The sequence below is a fragment of the Novosphingobium sp. AAP1 genome, from assembly GCF_001295765.1.
In the GTDB taxonomy this organism is placed as follows: Bacteria; Pseudomonadota; Alphaproteobacteria; order Sphingomonadales; family Sphingomonadaceae; genus Novosphingobium; species Novosphingobium capsulatum.
The window spans coordinates 239,257-258,544 of sequence record NZ_LJHO01000001.1; the positions used below are offsets into that span (position 1 = coordinate 239,257).

Annotated in this window: 15 protein-coding genes and 1 tRNA gene; 4 read left to right on the forward strand and 12 right to left on the reverse strand. The window is 63.9% G+C overall.

Translation table 11 applies throughout. From position 1 onward, the window contains the following. Positions 1 to 10: 10 nt before the first annotated feature. From IP65_RS00995 to IP65_RS01010, 5 genes are all read right to left on the reverse strand, one after another. On the reverse strand, positions 11 to 2,146 hold the full coding sequence (locus tag IP65_RS00995; RefSeq protein ID WP_158271894.1) for a TonB-dependent receptor: 2,136 nt from the start codon (positions 2,144 to 2,146) through the stop codon (positions 11 to 13). Positions 2,147 to 2,571: 425 nt separating this feature from the next. Continuing rightward, on the reverse strand, positions 2,572 to 3,471 hold the full coding sequence (locus IP65_RS01000; RefSeq protein ID WP_054130457.1) for a LysR family transcriptional regulator: 900 nt from the start codon (positions 3,469 to 3,471) through the stop codon (positions 2,572 to 2,574). Positions 3,472 to 3,728: 257 nt separating this feature from the next. Further along, positions 3,729 to 4,421: a site-specific integrase gene (locus IP65_RS21900; RefSeq protein WP_231627544.1), complete on the reverse strand. Its 693-nt coding sequence runs from the start codon at positions 4,419 to 4,421 to the stop codon at positions 3,729 to 3,731. Further along, positions 4,330 to 5,073 (reverse strand): Arm DNA-binding domain-containing protein, encoded by a 744-nt coding sequence (locus tag IP65_RS21905; protein WP_231627493.1) that lies wholly within the window; start codon positions 5,071 to 5,073, stop codon positions 4,330 to 4,332. The genes IP65_RS21900 and IP65_RS21905 overlap by 92 nt, the downstream gene beginning before the upstream one ends. A gap of 185 nt (positions 5,074 to 5,258) precedes the next feature. Beyond that, positions 5,259 to 5,349 (reverse strand) — tRNA-Ser (locus IP65_RS01010). A gap of 74 nt (positions 5,350 to 5,423) precedes the next feature. On the opposite strand from IP65_RS01010, the gene IP65_RS01015 reads away from it, so the two are divergent. Further along, positions 5,424 to 6,365 carry a peptidylprolyl isomerase gene (locus tag IP65_RS01015; protein ID WP_054130458.1) on the forward strand — a complete coding sequence of 314 codons (942 nt, stop codon included), beginning with the start codon at positions 5,424 to 5,426 and terminating at the stop codon, positions 6,363 to 6,365. 7 nt (positions 6,366 to 6,372) lie between these two features. Here IP65_RS01015 and IP65_RS01020 read toward each other — a convergent pair whose 3' ends face one another. From IP65_RS01020 to hemF, 5 genes are all read right to left on the reverse strand, one after another. Then, on the reverse strand, positions 6,373 to 8,463 hold the full coding sequence (locus tag IP65_RS01020) for a bifunctional (p)ppGpp synthetase/guanosine-3',5'-bis(diphosphate) 3'-pyrophosphohydrolase (protein ID WP_054130459.1): 2,091 nt from the start codon (positions 8,461 to 8,463) through the stop codon (positions 6,373 to 6,375). Between the two features lie 214 nt (positions 8,464 to 8,677). Then, on the reverse strand, positions 8,678 to 9,265 hold the full coding sequence (locus IP65_RS21205) for a hypothetical protein (RefSeq protein ID WP_156306331.1): 588 nt from the start codon (positions 9,263 to 9,265) through the stop codon (positions 8,678 to 8,680). A gap of 83 nt (positions 9,266 to 9,348) precedes the next feature. Next, positions 9,349 to 9,531: a hypothetical protein gene (locus IP65_RS01025; RefSeq protein ID WP_156306333.1), complete on the reverse strand. Its 183-nt coding sequence runs from the start codon at positions 9,529 to 9,531 to the stop codon at positions 9,349 to 9,351. Between the two features lie 634 nt (positions 9,532 to 10,165). Further along, on the reverse strand, positions 10,166 to 10,795 hold the full coding sequence (locus tag IP65_RS01030) for a GNAT family N-acetyltransferase (RefSeq protein ID WP_054130461.1): 630 nt from the start codon (positions 10,793 to 10,795) through the stop codon (positions 10,166 to 10,168). Positions 10,796 to 10,799: 4 nt separating this feature from the next. Beyond that, positions 10,800 to 11,663, reverse strand: a complete 864-nt coding sequence (gene hemF, locus IP65_RS01035; protein ID WP_054130462.1) for an oxygen-dependent coproporphyrinogen oxidase — start codon at positions 11,661 to 11,663, stop codon at positions 10,800 to 10,802. Positions 11,664 to 11,737: 74 nt separating this feature from the next. Between hemF and pdeM the strand changes: the two genes are divergently transcribed. From pdeM to IP65_RS01050, 3 genes are all read left to right on the forward strand, one after another. Continuing rightward, positions 11,738 to 12,445 carry a ligase-associated DNA damage response endonuclease PdeM gene (pdeM, locus tag IP65_RS01040; RefSeq protein ID WP_054130463.1) on the forward strand — a complete coding sequence of 236 codons (708 nt, stop codon included), beginning with the start codon at positions 11,738 to 11,740 and terminating at the stop codon, positions 12,443 to 12,445. A 143-nt stretch (positions 12,446 to 12,588) separates the two neighbouring features. Then, positions 12,589 to 13,113 carry a translation initiation factor IF-3 gene (infC, locus tag IP65_RS01045; protein WP_022677304.1) on the forward strand — a complete coding sequence of 175 codons (525 nt, stop codon included), beginning with the start codon at positions 12,589 to 12,591 and terminating at the stop codon, positions 13,111 to 13,113. 192 nt (positions 13,114 to 13,305) lie between these two features. Further along, entirely contained in the window at positions 13,306 to 14,961 is a 1,656-nt protein-coding gene (locus IP65_RS01050; RefSeq protein ID WP_054130464.1) for a hypothetical protein, read from the forward strand. 58 nt (positions 14,962 to 15,019) lie between these two features. Here the strand turns inward: IP65_RS01050 and IP65_RS01055 are convergent, their stop codons facing one another. Then, entirely contained in the window at positions 15,020 to 15,667 is a 648-nt protein-coding gene (locus tag IP65_RS01055; RefSeq protein WP_054130465.1) for a YceI family protein, read from the reverse strand. Positions 15,668 to 15,750: 83 nt separating this feature from the next. After that, entirely contained in the window at positions 15,751 to 19,185 is a 3,435-nt protein-coding gene (locus IP65_RS01060) for an acyl-[ACP]--phospholipid O-acyltransferase (protein ID WP_231627495.1), read from the reverse strand. Positions 19,186 to 19,288 lie beyond the last annotated feature (103 nt).

Consider the following 19,288-nt stretch of genomic DNA (forward strand, 5'->3'; position numbering starts at 1 on the left):
ACTTTCACGATCAGAACCGGAACGACAGTGTTGCGCCAAACTCGCGCGGTTGCCCCAGGATATAGGACCCGATGCCGTCGGTAACCTGGTCGACACTGGCAATGTAATTGTTGTCCAGCAGGTTATCGACATAGGCTGCCAGCGACCAGTTGTCGGACGCCTTGTAGGTGAGGCGCGCGCCAACCAGCGTCCGGGCGGGGAGACGGTTATAGGGCGCCTGGAAGAAGTTGACCCATTGTGCGCCCTGGTAGCTGATGCGGGCCGACGGGGTCAGCGAGCCCTTGCCCAGGGCGAAGACGTAGGACACGCCCGCCGCGCCCGAAAACTTGGCAGCAAAGGGAATGGTGCGCCCGGCAAGGTTGATCAGTTCGGGCTGTGCCGGCAGCCCATTGCCGAACAGGCCCGCAGGCTGGACAATCTCGAACTGGCCATATTTTGCATCCAGCACCGAGAAGGACGCATCGGCCGCAAAGCCCCCCACCTTCAGGTCGAACTGCCCTTCCACACCCTTGATCCTGGTGCCGTTGACGTTGCGGGTGATCGCGGTCGCGGGATTGTTGATGTCGGCCGCGTAGGTCGCCTGGAAATTCTGGTATGTCATGTAGAAGCCGCTGACCGAAGCGGTCAGGTGATCATCGAACAGGCGTCCCTTGACGCCGGTTTCATAGTTGATGACGCGCTCGGCATCGTAGTTGATGCCAAACGGCGTCGTCCCTCCCGGCTTGTAGCCCTTGCTGATCGTGCCATAGATGAACAGCCTGGGATCGATCTGCCAGTTGAGCGCGACGCGGCCGGTGAACTCGGAAAAGTCGCGAATGCCGGGATTGAGGGGGATGCGGAAGCCCGAAGGGCCGGCCGGGGCAATGTAGCTGTCGATGAAGCCCACGTGGTCCCAGCTGTAGCGGCCGCCGGCCTTGATTTCCAAGCCATTGCCCAGCTTGTAGCCGACTTCGGCAAAGACGGCCTCGTTGCGCCGCCGTGCATCGGTGAAGATAGTCAGGCTCTGCTCGTATGGCGCGCCCTTGGCGATGTTCGGCACGGTAAAGGCCGGCTGGCGATAATTGAGCATGGTCGCGCCGGCCGTCCAGGTGAACGGGCGATTGTCAGGAGAGATCAGATCGATTTCGCCCGTGTAATAGCGATCGTGAATGGTGATCTTGCTCGACGTTCCGGTGGCAGCGGTGGAATAATCGTTGTCGCGCACCGAGAGCTGGTCGGTCGTTTGATAGGTGCCCAGCACGCGCACCTTGAACGCATCGATGCCGCTGTAGTTGAGCACCGCCGTGGTGCGGTTGTACATGGTGTTGAGCGCCTGGTCGGTGTCATAGGCGATCGTGCGATTGCCCACCGGGGCCTGGGCAAAGCTCTGCGTGGGCAGGCCATCGGTCCGCCGGTCGCTGTATTGGTGGATCAGCAGCAGGTCCAGGTCATCGATCGGCTTGTAGAGCAGTTGGGCGCGGCCCAGGAAACGGCTGAGGTTGCCCGGCTGGTTGCCATAGCGCACGGGCTGCGCCGCCCCGGTCGGCCCCAGGTTGGTGAACGCCGAACCGCGCCGCTCGACCTGGCCCGACAGGCGGACGGCCAGCTTGTCGCTCAACTGCGTGGTGACGCCTGCCTCGACCTGCTTGCGGCCGATATTGCCCAACGTGACGCTACCAAAGCCGCTGGTTCCGTTGAAATCGGGCCGCACCGAACTGATGTAGATCGCGCCGCCGCTGGCATTCTGGCCCGTGTAAGTGCCCTGCGGGCCGCGCAACACTTCCACGCTGGCAACATCGAAGAACGAGTCCCCGTAGACGAATTCGCGGGCGACATAGGTGCCATCCCAATGGATCGCCACGCCAACCGACTGGTTCGGCGCCCCTTCGGAAATGCCGACACCCCGAATGTTGACGAACTTGACGTTGCCGTAGTCAGCAAAGCTCAGCGACGGAACCTGCGATTGCAAGCTGTTGATATCGCTCACGCCACGGGCCTTCAGCATGTCGGCATTGAGCGCCACGACGGAAATCGGCGTGGAAAGCGCGCTCTGGCTGCGGCGCTCGGCGGTCACCACGATGCCGGGGGCCGCCGCGCCTTCGTCGGCGGCCGCACCACTGCCTTCGGCCTGCGCAAATGCAGGAGCCGACGTTCCAGCAAGCAACACGCCTGCGATCCAGTGCTTATACCTCATATTGGATACCCCTCTCCCGATATCGGACACTGCCCGGCGCATGAAGCTGGCCCGCGTTCTGATTTTGTATCTGGGTCCGCACAGGCCTTGCGCGCCCTGAAGCACCGCATAGCCTCGTTCCCGCCCTTTATGCAAGCGCTTTCATTCACGAGAGACCGTTCGGAACCGACCCCATCAAGATCAGCATGTCCGCTCGAAATGGGGTAACCAGCGTATCACGCCAGCCAAATTGCCAACGTAACCAACATCAGCCCCAGCCGACACCGTCGGTAGATTGAATGACGTCGCACTCGGCAAATTCCGGAGTAAGCGTTTACATGAGGAAAGCCTGAAGGGACGACCCCGCCACGCCGGATCTTGCCGATGGGCCTCACGCAAACGGAATAACCGATGCGCAATCAGGGCTGCTCCCAGTAGGGCGGATCGCCAAAGCTACGGCGCAGACTGTCCCCGAACGCGCGTATCTTGCTCGCGGCACCATGATCGCGCGGATATGTCAGGAAAAGTTCCGCGCCTTCCGCAGGCCAGCCTATGTCCACTTCGATCAGGGCCCCGGTCTTGATTTCCTGGTGCAGGAAGAATGTCGGCAACATGGCAAGCCCAAGGCCGGCCAAGACGGCATCGCGCATCACGATCCCGTTGTTGACCCGCAGCGCCGCTCGCGGCCGCACGACAGTCCAGCCAGCCCCCGCAGCGAAGCGCCAGTCACCTGACCTGTTAGCGTAAAGAATGGCCGTGTGACCTTCCAGCTCCGTCAGCGAAGTGGGCTTGCCATGCTCCGCAAGATAGGAAGGCGCAGCCACCAGAAGGCGTCGACTGGTCGCCAGCCGTCGCGCGATCAGGCGGCCATCGCCGATGGCGCCGTGTCGCAGGACGGCATCGAACCCGCCGGTCGCCGCGTCGACAAAGCGATCGTCCAGGTCGAGAGACATCTCGATCCCCGGGTGCTCCTGCAGGAAGCGGGCAATCGCCGGCCCCAGGTGAAGAATGCCAAAGCCCACGGGCGCCGATATGCGCAGCGGCCCGGCCAGCTTGCCGCTCCTCGCGTCGATCTCTGCTGCGGCTTCCTCCATTTCGCGCAGGATGCGTTGCGCACGCGGCAAGAACGCTTCGCCCGCGCTGGTCAAGGTCAGGCGCCGGGTGGAACGCTGGAGCAACGTTGCCCCCAGCGCCCTCTCCAACTCTGCCAGCCTCTCGCTGACCACCGATTTTGCCAGTCCAAGGCGTCGCGCTGCGGCACTGATCGAGGTTTGGTCAACCGTGGCGACGAAGGCTGTAACGCCGTCGAGCTTCATCATTGTTCGGTTTTCCCGTCGTTCAAAACCAGAATTGGATAGCTGGTGCGAACGCTGCCCGATCGGCATCTTCCCGTCCAGACAGCGCGACGGCCTGCCTCTTCAGTGCCGGTCCCGCTGCTCCCATCCAGAGGAGGCTGACATGAACGACGTTATCGGAAAGAATGTTCTCGTGCTTGGCGGCAGCCGTGGCATCGGTGCCGCCATCGTCCGCCGGTTCAGCGAGGGTGCGGCCTCAGTGGCTTTCACCTTATGCCGGATCACGCGATGCCGCCGCCAAGCTTGCCGACGACACGGGCGCCACGGCCATCCAGGCAAACAGGGCGGACCGCCATGCCCTGGCTCCCGGGGGGCTTCAGCCCCCCAAATCCCCCTTCCCTCTCCCAGCAATTCACCACCGCAGACACGGGCGTCTGCTGGATCGTCGCGACAGGCTGCGCCGGCAGGGCCACGATGCGGGCCGGCGGCAGGCAGTGGTCCGCCCAGAGTTGCATCAGCGCACGCCGCTTGCGGAAGAAGTCCGTGCGCAGGTAGGCTGCCTTGGTCTTGTTGCCGATGGAATGCGCAAGGCAAGCTTCAGCCACTTCATCGGCCGTGTCGGTTTCGTCGGCGACCCAGTCGCGAAAGCTCGAGCGAAAGCCATGGACCGTCACAGGCACGTCCATGCCGCGCACCAGTTCGAGCAACGCCATGTCCGTCAGAGCCGCACCCGAAATCGGGCCGGGAAAGATGTATGGATTGTCATCGATCGACAATTGCCTGGCACGCCGCAGCACATCGGCTGCCTGGCGGGACAGCGGGACGATATGCTCGACCCCCATCTTCATGCGCTCGGCCGGTATGGTCCAGATCGTCAGGTCATCATCCACTTCCGACCACAGCGCATGCCGGACCTCGCCCGAACGGACCGCAGTGATGATCAACAGTTCCAGTGCCAGCGTGCCGGCACTCATCGGCTTGGCGCGCAGGGTATCCTGAAAGGCCGGGACCTCGAAATGGGGGAGCGCGGCAAAATGCCCCATGCGCTTGGGTTGGCGGGGCAAGCCGCGCGCGAGCGAGCGCATCGGCGCTTCGCTGTCGCGCAGACCCTTGGCATAGCACCAGTCCAGCACCGATCCGCTGCCGCACGCGGCGCGCGGTTTCCGGAATATCCAGCCAGATTTCAGCCAGGACATCGCGGATCATCGGCCCATCGATCTTGTCGACTGTGCGCTTGCCCAGCTTGGGAAAGGCATAGAGTTCCAAGGTCCCGATCCACTGTTGCTGGTGCTTGCCGTTTTTCCAGCCCTTGCACATCTCGGCATGGGCCCGCCGGGCTGCCTCCTCGAACCGAGGGACCTTTTTCTTGGCCTTGCGCCGCTCCTCAGCGGGATCGCCGCCCTTTGCAACTTGTGCACGCAGAGCGGCCGCTTCGAGGCGCGCGTTCTTCAGTGAAATGTGCCAAGCGTCGCCGATGGTAATGTCGTTGCGTGTGTGATGGATCTGAATCCGCAGCACCCATCTCCTGCCACCGGCAGGCGAGATGCGCAGATACAACCCTTCGCCATCAGCATAGCGACCAGGTTCGGTCAACGCGTTGACCATGGAGTTGGTGAGCTTTCCCATGCCCGGAATCTATCACCGGAGGGCCCGGTTTCAAACCGACCGTCCCTGCGCTAGCCCACACTCTAGCCCACACTTCGCGCTTAACGGCTCGCCCAGCAAAAATGAGGACTTCAGAAAAAACGCCTATTTTTCCGCACTTTGGATCGTATTTTAGGGTAGCCCAGCGTGCTGCCGGAGGGGGCATATGGCGGAGCGGGAGGGATTCGAACCCTCGATACGCTTTTGACGTATACTCACTTTCCAGGCGAGCGCCTTCGACCACTCGGCCACCGCTCCGCATGCACTGGAAGGCGCCCCCTAGCCGCCCGTGTGGGGTTGCGCAAGGGCGGTTTGGTGATCACAACGGCAAAATGTTGATCCGCCCCGCCGCTTCGCTGATCCTGGCCATTACGGCTGCAAGTTATGCACAGGCGCAGCCGCCTGCGCCCCCGGTTCCCCCCAGCCCGACCGAGATCGTCGGCGCGGCGCCGGCGGCCGATTGGGTGGCGATCGCGCCTGCGGATCTGCTGGTGATGGACCTGGCGCCGGCCGCCGACGGCGCCGCGCGGCAGGTGGTGATCCAGTTGCTGCCCGCGCCCTGGTCGCAAGGCTGGGTGGGCAATATCCGCAAGCTGGCCACGGCGCACTGGTGGGATGGCACGGCGATCACCCGCGTGCAGGATGGCTACGTCGTGCAATGGGGCGATCCCGATGCGGAGGACAAGGCCAAGGCGCGGCCCCTGCCCCCGTCGCTGCTGAGCGTGTCGCAGGGCGCCTATACGCTCACCGCCGGGGCCGCGCCGGCGCTGGAGGGGCCGCGCATTGCCGATGGCATCTATGCCGCTCAGGCACGGTTCTATCACGGCTGGCCGATCGCCACGGGCCCGGGCGAGGCGCCCGAAACCTGGCCAGTGCACTGCTATGGCACGGTGGGCGTGGGGCGCGACATGCCGCCCGACGCCGGCAGCGGTGCGGAGCTTTATGCCGTGATCGGCGATGCGCCACGCCAGCTTGATCGCAACATCGCGGTGGTCGGCCGGGTGATTGCCGGGATGGAATGGCTATCCAGCCTGCCGCGAGGCAAAGGTGAGATGGGCTTCTATCGCCAGGCCGCCGAGCGCACGCCGATCCAGCGCGTGCGATTGGGCGATGCGGTGCCGGGCCTGCCGACGTGGCAGTATCTGTCCACCGCCAGCGCCAGCTTTGCCCGCTATGCCGATGCCCGTGCCAACCGGCGCGATCCGTTCTACGTGCGCCCGGCCGGCGGGGTGGACATCTGCAACGTGCCGGTGCCCATCCGCCAGAAGCCGTGACGCGCCACTAAATTCGGTCGGCCTGGGCCACCGCATCGCTGGCGCGCAAGGCGCTGACGATGCGGGTGAGGTGCGCCAGATCGCGCACTTCCAGATCGACCAGATAGGTGTGGAACGGGTTTTCGCGCTGGGTCATTTCCAGGTTGACCACGTTGGCGTGGTTTTTGGCAAATATCCCCGCCATTTCGGCCAGTGTACCAGGGCGGTTATACAGCTCGGCGCGCAAGCGGCCTACCGCACCATCGGTGCGCTTGTCCCACGACAGGTCGATCCAGTCGGCGTCCACACCATCGGCCAGCTTCTCGCAATCGATCGCGTGCACTTCCACACCCTTGCCCGGGCGGCGCAGGCCGACAATGCGATCGCCAGGCACCGGGTGGCAGCATTCGGCCAGCTTGAAGGCCATGCCCGGCGTCAGACCGCGCACGGCGATGGCGCGCTGCTGGCGCGGCCAATCCTCCGGGTTGGGCAGGTTGGCGGTGCTGCCGGGCACCAGCGCCTCCATCACCTGGCGATCGTCCAGCTTGGCCGAACCGATCGCCACCATGAGGTCTTCTTCACTGTTGAATTTCAGGCGTTTGATCGCATCGGCCAGGGCTTTCTTGCCAACTTGCGTGGGCAGCCGCTCGGTGATTTCCTCATAGAGCTTGCGGCCGATCAGGGCCACTTCGGCGCGTTCCTTTTGCCGCACGGCGCGGCGGATGGCGGCGCGCGCCTTGCCCGTCACGGCAAAGCCCAGCCACGACAGTTGCGGCTCGGAATTGCGGCTCTTGATGATTTCCACCACGTCGCCATTGCCCAGCGGCGTGCGCAGCGGCACATGGCGGCCGTTGATCTTGGCCCCTACCGCCGCCCCGCCCAGGTTGGTGTGCACGGCAAAGGCAAAGTCGATCGGCGTGGCGCCCTTGGGCAACTGAAACAGCGCGCCCTTGGGGGTGAAGGCAAAGATGCGATCCTGGTAGATCGCCATCTTGGTGTTTTCCAGCAACTCGTCAGGATCGTGGCTGGCGTCGAGGATTTCGACAAGGTCGCGCAGCCAGCCGACCTGGCCATCGGGCTCCCCACCCTGCTTGTAGGCCCAGTGCGCGGCCAGGCCATATTCGTTGCGGTGGTGCATCTCGCGCGTCTTGAGCTGCACCTCCACCCGGCGCGCGTTGTTGTAGATCAGCGAGGTATGCAGGCTTTTATAGCCGTTGATCTTGGGCGTGGAGATATAATCCTTGAACCGCCCGGGGATCATTTGCCAGGTCTGGTGCAGCACGCCCAGCGCCTTGTAGCAATCGCCCACATCATCAACCAGCACGCGAAACGCCATGATGTCGGAAATCTGCTCGAACGACACGTGCCGTTCGGCCATCTTCTTCCAGATCGAATAGGGATGCTTTTCGCGGCCGGCCACTTCCACGCGCAGGCCCGCCTCGGCCAGGGCCTGCTTGATCGACAGGGCAATGTCCCCCACCTCGCCCCCGCCCTCGCTGCGGATGGCAGCGAGGCGGCCGGTGATCGTGGCATAGGCCTCGGGCTCCAGCTGCTCGAACGCCAGCAGCTGCATTTCCCGCATATATTCATACATGCCCACGCGCTGGGCGAGCGGGGCATAGATCTCCATCGTCTCGCGCGCGATGCGGCGGCGCTTGTCCTCGCTCTTGATGAAATGCAAGGTGCGCATATTGTGCAGCCGGTCGGCCAGCTTGACCAGCAGCACGCGCAAATCCTCGCTCATGGCGAGAAGGAACTTGCGCAGGTTTTCGGCCGCGCGCTCGCTTTCCGTCATCGTCTCGATCTTGGAAAGCTTGGTCACCCCATCGACCAGCCGCGCCACATCGGGCCCGAACAGGCGCTCGATCTCGTCCACCGTGGCGAGCGTATCCTCCACCGTATCGTGGAGCAGCGCGGTAACGATGGTTTCCTGGTCGAGCTTGAGCTCGGTCATCAGGCCCGCCACCTCCACCGGGTGGGAGAAATAGGGATCCCCGCTGGCACGCTTCTGCGTCCCGTGCTTCTGCACGGTATAGACATAGGCACGGTTGAGCATGGCCTCGTCCGCCTGGGGAGCATAGGCCAGCACACGTTCGACAAGTTCATATTGGCGGAGCATTACCCGCCCTAAATGGGGGAAAAATGCGGCCTAGGGCAAGGGGAAAGGCTGGGGAATTTTGGCGATGAGTGTGATCGGGGGAAGAGAATGAGGTATACTACCGCGCAAATCCCCTCAATCCCTGGAACTCATGAGGCATGCTTCCCGGAACTCAGCATTCTTGAAACTCTTATGTAGCGCGTCTAAAATCGTAACAACTCAAGAAGCAATTAAATCAACACGAAATTAGCTTAGATATCTCCGCCTGATAAAAATTTGAAATCATGGCCTTAACTTGCTTAGCTGGCACCTTCAGGGTCACGCCTTCTTGTTCGACTGAAGTCGTCTTAGCCTTGATGCGAGCAATAAGGGCGGTTCTGTCATGCTCAGGCGTGAGGACGCCTATTGCCATCCACAGTGCCATCTTTTCAGCTTCGTCCTGTGGCGGTTTAGATGTTGCGCCACCAAAAAAAGCATTCATGTGATTCTCGAGAGCTATTTGCGTTCCTGTCAAATATCGTACGTTTTTCTCGTTATTTGGCGCAAAATAGCAATGCATCAGCTCCTTGATCGTCACGAAGCGTTCGTACTCAGGAGTCATGCCGTCGGCAATGATGATTGTATAGTCAAGACTTTCGAGGCCGCCATGAGTTTCTTTATTCGACGCATAAATGAGGCCTCGCACACGCTCTTTATCGAGCGCAGCTGTTTTTTTAATCGCGATTGTCCTTACCCAAGGCAGGCGAAGTGCATCATTGTAGTACCAAGAACGCGGTAGATACTTTGGCTCAGCCTGTCGCGACTTATAAAGAGTAGGATACACTAAAAACCCCGCGCTGAAAAGCAGCGCGGGGTCAAAGTCGAGCTAAGTCCGCGCGCCAAAATGAAGGGCGCGAGTTAGCGAGTTTAGAGACTTAGGTCAATGTCTCGGCCGCCACCATTGCGGATGTCTTCAATTCCTTTGCGAATGGTTTCCGCAATCTCGTCGATCATCCATTCCTGCGTTTCGCCGGGATAGAACTTGATATCAGAAATTGCATTGGCAGCGTCGCCGAACAGCTCGTCTTGCAGGAGGGCTAGTTCACTCATGGCATGCTCCATAATATGTTTTGCGGCTCACTTGAGGGTGAGCAGAATATGATTAAGTTAAGCGTGAGGCACGCTGGCAAGCGCGCTCACGCCCGAGACGGGCGAAAGCCGTTCTATGGGGGGCACTGCTTCGCTCAATATGCTACTCACTCTATAAAAACCTTTCGGACACAAAAAAAGCGCCAACCAATCACTTTGACTGACACACTCAAATCGATGATAAATTTTTCATCACATATTCTATGAAATATATATGCAGATTGATCGCAGACGCAAGGCCGTCCTGCGGAAAAATCAGCGAATATGCGACGAGACGAGGCAAAAATCAGATAGAACGAAAAAGTTTTCGTTGACAGAACTGAAATCCCTTTGCGACCGAGCCACGCGGCAGCGAATGTCGATCTAAGTTTGGTCTGAGCCCGAATCACAAGACCAGCTTCTGTCATAACGTGAGGGAAGGAATTCAAAGAGAAGTATACTCAATCGCAGACCGTCGTGACATAATCCTCGCACACTTGCTGTGCTTTTGGCTGGCATAGCCTCGCCTGGTGACCACATGTAGTCCATCCGTAGGCAGCCTAGCCGGTCGGTCGCCTACGGCGCCGATAGCCCGACGCTCCCCCCCCCCTGACTCTCACCCCAAAACCGGAACCTGCGGCGCCTCATCCCCCAACAGCCCCCGCCCGCGCGGGTCGGGGAAGACTTCGACGAAGCGCGCGTAAGGCACGAACCCCTGCGCCATGTAGAACGGCAGCGCCTGGTGGCCGTCCAGCGTGCAGGTATGCACCCACACGCGCGCCACGCCGTCGTGGCTCCAGGCCTTTTGCAGGGCGCGGCGCATCAGCCATTTGCCGAAGCCTTTGCCGGTGGCGCCAGGGATCAGGCCGAAGAAGGCGATTTCCGCTTCGCCGGCCTGGCGGAAATCCAGCTCCAGCATGCCCACTTCCACCCCGGCGCGGTCGGCCACGGCATAGACTTCCACCTGCGGATCGTGGACGATTGCGGTGAGCGCATCGTCGCCCATCGCCAGGCGCGACCACCACAGCCACTTGGCGCCAACGCGGCGATAGAGCAGGCGGTATTTGGCGGGGTCTGGCGCTTTCCAGCGCACCAGTTGCAACGGCACGTCGGCCTCGGGCACCAGGCGCTGGAGGCTGGGCGGCGGGCTGCGCACCTCGAGCGCGGTGACCACGGCCGCAAGGTCGCCCGGCGCCAGGGCGTGAAACCCGCTGCTGAGCGGGGCGCCTGTTTCGGCAATGGCCATGGTGTCAGCCCCACACCGCGCGGGGCGGCAGGCTCATCAGGATGGCATCGATATTGCCGCCGGTCTTGAGGCCGAACAGCGTGCCACGATCGTGCACCAGGTTGAATTCGGCGTAGCGGCCACGCCATTCCAGCATCTGCAATTCGTCGGCCGCAGTGAAATCCTGGTTCATCCGCCGCCGTACCAGGCGCGGATAGACATCAAGGAATGCCTCGCCCACCGCCTGGGTAAAGGCCAGGTTGGCGTCGAACCCGGCGTCATCGGCGCATTCGAGGTGATCATAGAAGATGCCACCCACACCGCGATGCACCTTGCGGTGGGGGATATAGAAATAGTCGTCGGCCCAGGCCTTGAAGCGCGGGTAATAGGCCGGATCGTGCGCGTCGCAGGCGGCCTGGAAGCGGGCGTGAAAATCGGCGGTATCCTGTTCATAGGGCAGCGGCGGATTGAGATCGCCGCCACCGCCGAACCAGGCCTTGCGCGTGGTGAGGAAGCGGGTGTTCATGTGCACGGCCGGCACATGCGGATTGGCCATGTGCGCCACCAGGCTGATGCCGGTGGCGGTAAAGCCCGGATTATCGGGATCGGCGCCGTTGATGGTGCGGGCAAATTCCGGGCTGAACGCGCCCTGCACGGTCGAGACGTTGACGCCGACCTTTTCGAACACCTTGCCTTTCATCAGGCCCTGCACGCCGCCGCCGCCGTTTTCCACCGGCTCGCCCTCGTGCTCGCGGTTCCACGGGGTGTAGGTAAAGCGGGCGTCGCTGCCGGCCTCGCGCTCAATGCTTTCGAATGCGGCACAGATCTGGTCGCGCAGCGATTCGAACCAGGCGCGGGCGCGTGCGGTGTGGGGTGTCCAGTCGGTCATGCCATCTCCCATGGGCCAGCCAGCGCCCAAGCCAACCGCTTGCCAAATCGGCGGGGCTGCGGCAAGGGGAAGGCATGGTTCCCCTTTCGTTCGCCCCCTTTCAGTTTGCCGGCCAGGAATGGCTGCTCGGCCCGGCGCGAGCGCTGGCCTGGCCAGAGGAGCAGGCCCTGCTGGTGGCCGATCTTCACCTGGAAAAGGCCAGCTGGTTTGCCCGCACCGGGCAGATGCTGCCCCCCTATGACAGCCGCGAAACGCTCGATCGGCTGGCCGCACTGGTGCGGCATACCGGGGCGCGGCGGGTGTTCTGCCTGGGCGATAATTTCCACGATGCCCATGGCCCGACGCGGCTTGACCCTGGCGCGGCAGAGCGGCTGGCCGCGCTGGTGCGCGTAGTGGACTGGGTGTGGATCACCGGAAACCATGACGAGAAAGACGGTGCCCCGGCCGATGACCTGATCGGCGGCACGATGCTGCGCGAGGTGATGGTGCGCGGCGTAATGCTGCGGCACGAGGCGCAGGGGCAGGAAGCCGGGCCGGAACTGTCGGGCCACTTTCACCCGCGCCTGCGCGTGGCGGCGCGTGGCCGCACGGTGAGCCGGCCCTGCGCGGTGATGAGCGAGCGCAAGCTGATCCTGCCCGCGTTCGGCGCGCTGACCGGGGGCCTGGATGCCGCGCATCCCGCGCTGCTCAAGGCGATGCAACCGGCACGCAGCATTACCGCGCTGGTGCCCACGGCGGCGCGTGTGGCCCATTTCCCACTATGGCAGGCCGCTGCGGCTTGAAAGCAGGCGCCCGGCCGCCCAGATATGCCCGAAGGCTCTTTATCTGCGGCGCTGTTGTGATATGAGCGCGCCTTGAGTCCTTTCCATGACTCGCACCCGGATCAACATCAGGAGATAGCACTATAGCTCCCCCACCCCGGCGCATGTTGGCGCCCCCCGTCAAGAGCGGCCCTCGCTTCAACCAGATGATCAACGTGCCCAAGGTGCGCGTGATCGATGAAAACGGCGAGAATCTTGGCGTGATGTACACGCGTGAAGCGATCGACCAGGCAGCCGAAGTCGGCTTGGACCTGGTTGAAGTCTCGCCCAACGCCGATCCGCCGGTGTGCAAGTTCCTCGACGTGGGCAAGTTCCGCTACGAGGCACAGAAAAAGGCCAACCTTGCCCGCAAGAGCCAGAAGACGCAGGAGATCAAGGAGATCAAGATGCGTCCGAATATCGATGATCACGACTATGACGTGAAGATGCGCAACGTGCATCGCTTCATCGAAGATGGCGACAAGGTGAAGGTGACGCTGCGTTTCCGTGGCCGCGAGCTTTCGCACCAGCAGCTGGGCATGAACCTGCTCAAGCGCGTGCAGGAAGATGTGGCCGAAATCGCCAAGATCGAAGCCTTCCCCCGCATGGAAGGCCGCCAGATGCTGATGGTCCTCGCCCCCAAGGGCTGAACCGTTCCAGCTTTGGCTTGATGAAAAAGGGCGCGCCCGCCGGGCGCGCCCTTTTTCGTGGGCGCGATACGGGTTTTGTTGCGGATCATGACAGGCAGGCGTGCGTTAGGCCGCGATGAACGGAGCCGCCACCGCCGGTTCAGGCATACCCGCCCATGGTCATGCCGGGACGCGCAACGAAAGTGACACGCCATGCTGACATTTCGCAAGACGATGAGCATCGCCGCGGCCAGCGCGTTGGCCATGGGCGTTGCTGCCTGCAACCATTCCGCCTCCACACCCGACGCTGATCCATCGGCCCAGGCCAGCAATGGCCTGCCCGCGCTGCCCGCGGCGGTGCCGCTGCAGGCCGGCGCGGCCACGGCCATGGCCCCGGCCCCAGCGGTACAGGCGCTGCCGATTCAGAACCGGGTGCGCGTGGCGCGCGTCGCCAACCAGCGCGATGCCTATGCCTATCTCGATCGCGCCGAAGGGGTGACCCGCGCGATCGGCGATGCCCCGCCGGATTATTCCTATGACGATGGCGGGGTAAATCCCTGGGTGTGGCAGACCAGCCTGGGCGATCGCCGCTATGCCGAGCCGGTCGATGGCGGCTACCGCTATTATTACTATCAGGCGGATTCCGACACGCCCTATCTCGTGCGCGATCCGCAATACAGCTATGCCTATTCGGGGCCGCAGCTGGTTGCCGTCTATGACGATCGTGGCGATCTGCTGCCGCCAGACGACTATGAAACCCGCGTCGATTATGCCTCGCGCTATTATGATCGCGCTGCCTATCTGGCGCAGCTGTCGCAAGAGCGCGAGCATCGCGGCGTGATTGCCGCCAACTGGGCCGCGCGCCGCGCCGAAATCGCCGCGCAGCAGGCGCAGTGGTCGCAAGACATGGCGCAGCAGGCCGAATGGCAGGCCTATCACCAGGAACACGAGGCGCAGGAGCGCGCGCAGTGGCAAGAGGAAGCGCAGCGCCGCGCGATGGAAGCACAGCAGTTTGCCGCGTGGCAGCAGGTGGGCTTCATGTCTCCCCCGCCGCGCCCGGTGGTCTATAGTCCGCCCCCACCTCCTCCGCAGCAGCGCCCGTCTGGCTGGTTCTCCAACTGGTTCGGCAACGATCGCCAGCGGCAAGAGCAGCAGCGCCAGCAGGCGGCTTTTACCCAGCAGCAACAGGCGATGGCCCAGCAGGCCGCGTTCCAGCGCGCACGCCAGCAGGCAGCGATGCAGCAACAGCAACAGCAGTTCATGCAGCAGCGCCAGCAGCAGCAGTTCTTTGCACAACAGCGCGCGCAGCAAGCGGCCATGCAACATGCCTCGATGCAGCAGGCTGCGATGCAACATGCCCAGATGCAGCGCATGGCGATGCAGCAGGCCCAGCAACAGGCCCAAGCCCGCGCGGCCAACCAGCGCGCGCAGATGATGCAACAGCAGCAGGCCCGCCGCACGCAGGAACAGCAAATGGCCGCACAGCATCAGGCTGCGGCGCAGGCCCAGCGTGCCCAAGCCCAGGCGCAACGGGCGCAAGAGCAAGCCCAGCGCGCGCAGGCCATGCAGGCCGAACGCGCCCAGGCGCAGCAACGCGCCATGCAGCAGCAGGCACAGCAGCGCCAGATGCAGCAGCAGCGCGCGCAGGAAATGGCCCAGCAACGCCAGGCCCAAGCCCAGGCGCGCGAACAGGCGCAGGCCCAAGCGGCGCAGCATCGCGAGGAAGCCATGGCCCGGGCCCAGCAGATGCAGGTACAGCGTGCCCAGGCACAGGCCCAGCACCAGGCGCAAATGGCAGCGCAGCATCAGGCCGAACAGGAACGCGCCATGGCCGCCCACGCCCACCACGAGGGCGGCCACCCGGGTTGACCCCCTTGCTTGCCCTGCCGCAGCCGCCCACCGGCGCTGCGCGCAGGGCTAGCAGGGTCTAGCCGGCGCGGTTGAGCACGGCGGTGATCGTGATGCGCACGTCGTCACTCACGAACGGGGCAAATTTGGTCATCCCGAATTCGGAGCGGTGCACCACGCCCGAGGCATTGACCGCGAGGCCCGCACCGGGCGCGGCACCTGCCGGATCGGCAAAGGTCGCATCGAGCAGCAAGGGGCGGGTGACGCCGTGCATCGTCACTTCCCCCTCGATCCGCGCGGCATTCGGGCCGGTCGGCACCAGCCGGCGCCCCGAAAAGCGGATCGTGGGATAATGCGCCACGTCGAACAGGCCGGGGCCTTTGAGTTCATCGTCAAACGTGCCGTCTTGCGTGGCGATGGCCGTGGCGGGCATCACCACGTCGAGCGCCATGGTTTCGAGGTTGGCCGGATCGAGCATGATCGTGCCACTGGCGCCGGGCACGGTGCCCTCCACATGGTTGACGCCCAGATAGCGCACTTTGAACCGCGCCACCGTCTGCGCCGGGTCGACGACATAGCGCCCGGCTGGCAGGCCTTGCAGCATGGCCGGCAAGGCCGGGGCAGCCACGGCGGCGGCAGGTGCTTGGGCCAGTGCCAGGCTGCCGGGCAACACTGCGGCGGAACTGGCAAGGGCCAGGACAAGGGCAATGCGATTGCGGCACGTCATGGCACATGCTTCTCCCAGCGGGGGTGGATGGCCCGTGGCTGTGCCAAAGCCATCCTGACTGCCTGATGTATGCCCGCTGCAGCTCAGGCGCTCTCCTCTTCATCTGCCATCACGGTGGCGGGCGCCTGCGCCGCCCAGTCGCCCAGCGTTACGTAATCCACCTTGCCCGTTCCCAGCACCGGCAAAGCCTCCAGCACACGGATTTCGCGCGGAATGGCCAGCTCTGCCGCGCCTTGTTGCCGCCCCCACTGCTGCAAGGCGCGCAAGGTGGCATCGGCCTGGGTGGTGAACAGCACCAGTTGCTCTCCCTTGCGGGCATCGGGGCGAGTGACCACGGCATGGGCGCCCTGCGGCCACAGCCCGCCCGCCAGCGCCTCTACCGCTGGCAAGGACACCATCTCGCCGCCGATCTTGGCAAACCGCTTGGCCCGGCCGCGAATGGTGACGAATCCTTCGGCATCGATAGTGACGATATCGCCGGTATCGTGCCAACCATCCGCCGGCGGTTGCAACGCGGCAGGCTGCGCGGGCAGGAAATAGCCAGCCATGACATTGGGCCCGCGCACATAGAGGCGCGCCCCCTCGGCAATGCCGGGCACCGGCTCCAGTCGCGTCTCGATCCCGGGCAGCAGGCGGCCGACGGTGCCGGCGCGGAAGTGCATCGGCGTGTTGACCGCGATCACCGGCGCACACTCGGTGGCGCCATAGCCTTCGAGGATGCGCAGGCCGAACTTGTCAGCCCAAGTGCGCCGGGTTTCGTCCTTCACCTTTTCCGCCCCGGCAAAGACATAGCGCAGCGCATAGAAATCATAGGTATGGGCCATGCGGGCATAGCCGGCGAGGAAAGTATCGGTGCCGAACATGATCGTGGCATTGGCGTCATAGGCGAGCGCCGGCACGATGCGATAGTGCAGCGGGCTGGGATACATCACCACGCGAATGCCGTTAAGCAGCGGCAGCAGCGTGCCGCCGGTCAGCCCGAACGAGTGGAACACCGGCAGCGCGTTGAGCACCACATCGGCACTGTTGAAATCGATCCGCGCCGAAAGCTGGGCACAGTTGGCCAGCAGGTTGCGGTGCGACAGCACGACGCCCTTGGGCAGCCCTTCCGACCCGCTGGTGAACAGAATCACCGCCGCCGCGTCCGCATCGATCCGCCGCCGCGCATGGGCGCGGGCCAGCCGGCCAACCCGCAACAGCGCCCAGAGCTTTTCGCCCGCGCCGATGGTGGCCCCGATATCCTCGAGATAGCGCACGGTGATGCCATCGCTTTCCAGCGCGGCAATCACCTCTTCCAGCTTGGCCTGGGCCACGAACGCGCGCGCTGTCACCACCGTGCGCACCGCCGCCGTGGCACAGGCCGAGCGCATGGCCGCCGCGCCCACGGTGAAATTGAGCATTGCCGGCACGCGGCCGATCGCCTGCAGGGCAAAGAACGCCGCCATCGCGCCGTTGACGTTGGGCATCAGAAGGCCCACCGCCTCGCCCACGGCCGTGCCCTGGTCCAACCGCTTGCCGAGGAGGTCAGCGCCCACCAGCAGCTTGTCATAGCTGAGCGCCACGCGCTTGATGTCTTCGAGCACGCGGGTCTTGCCGCCATGCAGGCGGCGCGCCTCGGCCAGGGCGGCAAACAGCGTGGTCTGCGTGTCTGACGTGGCAAAGATCATGCCGCTCATCTCGTCGTAGAGGCGGCGGCCTGCCTCGGCCCGGCGGGCGCGCGCCGTCATCTCACCGTCGATGGCAAAGCGGCGCGGCGGCAGCACGGTGAGCGAAACCTTGGGGAACCAGCGCAGCTTTACTTTGCCCTTGAGATAGGAAAACGGCGAGAACTGCGGGCCATCTAGGCGCACCGGGATGATCGGCGCATTGGCCTTGTCGGCCACCATCCCCGGCCCGTCGAACACTTTCATCAAGGCGCCGGTCACCGTGATGCGGCCTTCGGGAAAGATCACCAGGCACGCGCCATCGCGCACCGTGCGCACCATCGCCTTGGCCGCCATGGGATTGGTGGGATCGACCGGAAAGGCCTTGAACAGCTTGAGGAACGGCTGGATCCACCAAGACTTGGCGATCGCGGTGTGGACGGCAAAGGTTGGCTTGCCCGGCAGGAACGCGCCGAGCAGCACGCCATCCAGGAACGACAGGTGGTTGACCACCACCACCGCCCCCTCGCCCGCGCGCGGCATGTGTTCAAGGCCCTGCACCTCTACGCCATAGAGCACCTTGAGCGTCAGGCGGATCACGTCCTTGAACAGCGTTTCGGGCAGCAGCCACACGCTGGCCAGCGCCACGGCGAGCGTGGCAAAGCCCAGCACGCCGATCAGATCGGGCACGTCCACGCCCAGCGCCAGCAGGCCAGCCACGACCAGCACCACCGCCACGGTGAGCGCGGCATTGACCACGTTGTTGGCCGCGATCAGGCGCGAGCACTGCTCCACCGGGCTTTTCACCTGGATGATGGCGTACAGCGGCACGATGAACATGCCGCCGGAAAAGGCGATCACGCCCAGGTCAATCAGAATGTGCCAGGCCCCGTCGGTCGCCAGGAACTGCCCGATCGAGGCACCGGCCACTTCCACCGAAAAGCCGCTGGCGGCAATCCACAGGTCGATCAGTCCGGCCGCCAGGCCCAGCGCGGAAAGCGGCACCCACCGCGCCGATACTTCGCCCTTGAGCAGCAGGTTGACGCAGACCGAACCGGCCGCAATCGCCAGCGAGAACACGATCAGGAACAGCGTAGCGACGTCTTGCCGCGCGGCCAGCGTACCGCTCACCAGCGGGGCAAATTCTGAAACCAGCACCGCGCCGGCGGCAAAGAACCAGCTGGTGCCCAGGATCGCGCCCCACACCGGGCGAATGGCGCGGGCATCGTCCAGAATGGCCATGGTGCCGCGCCACAGGTTCCAGTCCAGCCGCTCGACCGAGCGGCCTGCGGGCGCCGCCGGCACGGCCAGGCTCGCCAGGAAGCCCACCAGCGCCAGCGCGGTCAGCGCCAAGCCCGCCAGATGCGAGGGCATCACCCCGGCCAGCAATTGCCCGCCAAGAATGGCCAGGAATGTGCCGCCCTCGATCAGGCCGGTGCCGCCCATGATCTCGTCCCCGCGCAAATGCTGGGGCAGGATCGAATACTTGACCGGGCCAAACAGCGTGGAATGCAGCCCCATCAGGAACAGCGCGGCCAGCAGCAGCGGCACCGAGAGCAGCCAGAAACCGGCCATGGCCACCGCCATGATCGCCAGTTCGGCCCCCTTGATCCAGCGCACCAGGCGCGCCTTGTCCATGCCATCGGCCAGTTGCCCGGCCAGCGCAGAAAACAGGAAATAGGGCAGGATAAACAGGCCGGTGGCCACTGCGGCCAGCATCTTGGCCTTGTCGGGCGCGGCGGCGTAGAGGCCGAAGTTGGCCAGGAACAGCAGCGCGAATTTCAACAGGTTGTCGTTGAACGCGCCCAGGAACTGCACCACGAAAATCGGCCCGAACCTGCGTGTGCCCAACAGCCCGATATCAGATTTCGCCATGCGCCTTTACCCCGTCTGCGCTGCCCCGGCCCGTGCTTGGCCGGCAACAGCTTAAGGATTGCCGAATGTTACCCGTTCACGCCGCGACTCACCGGCGGTGGGC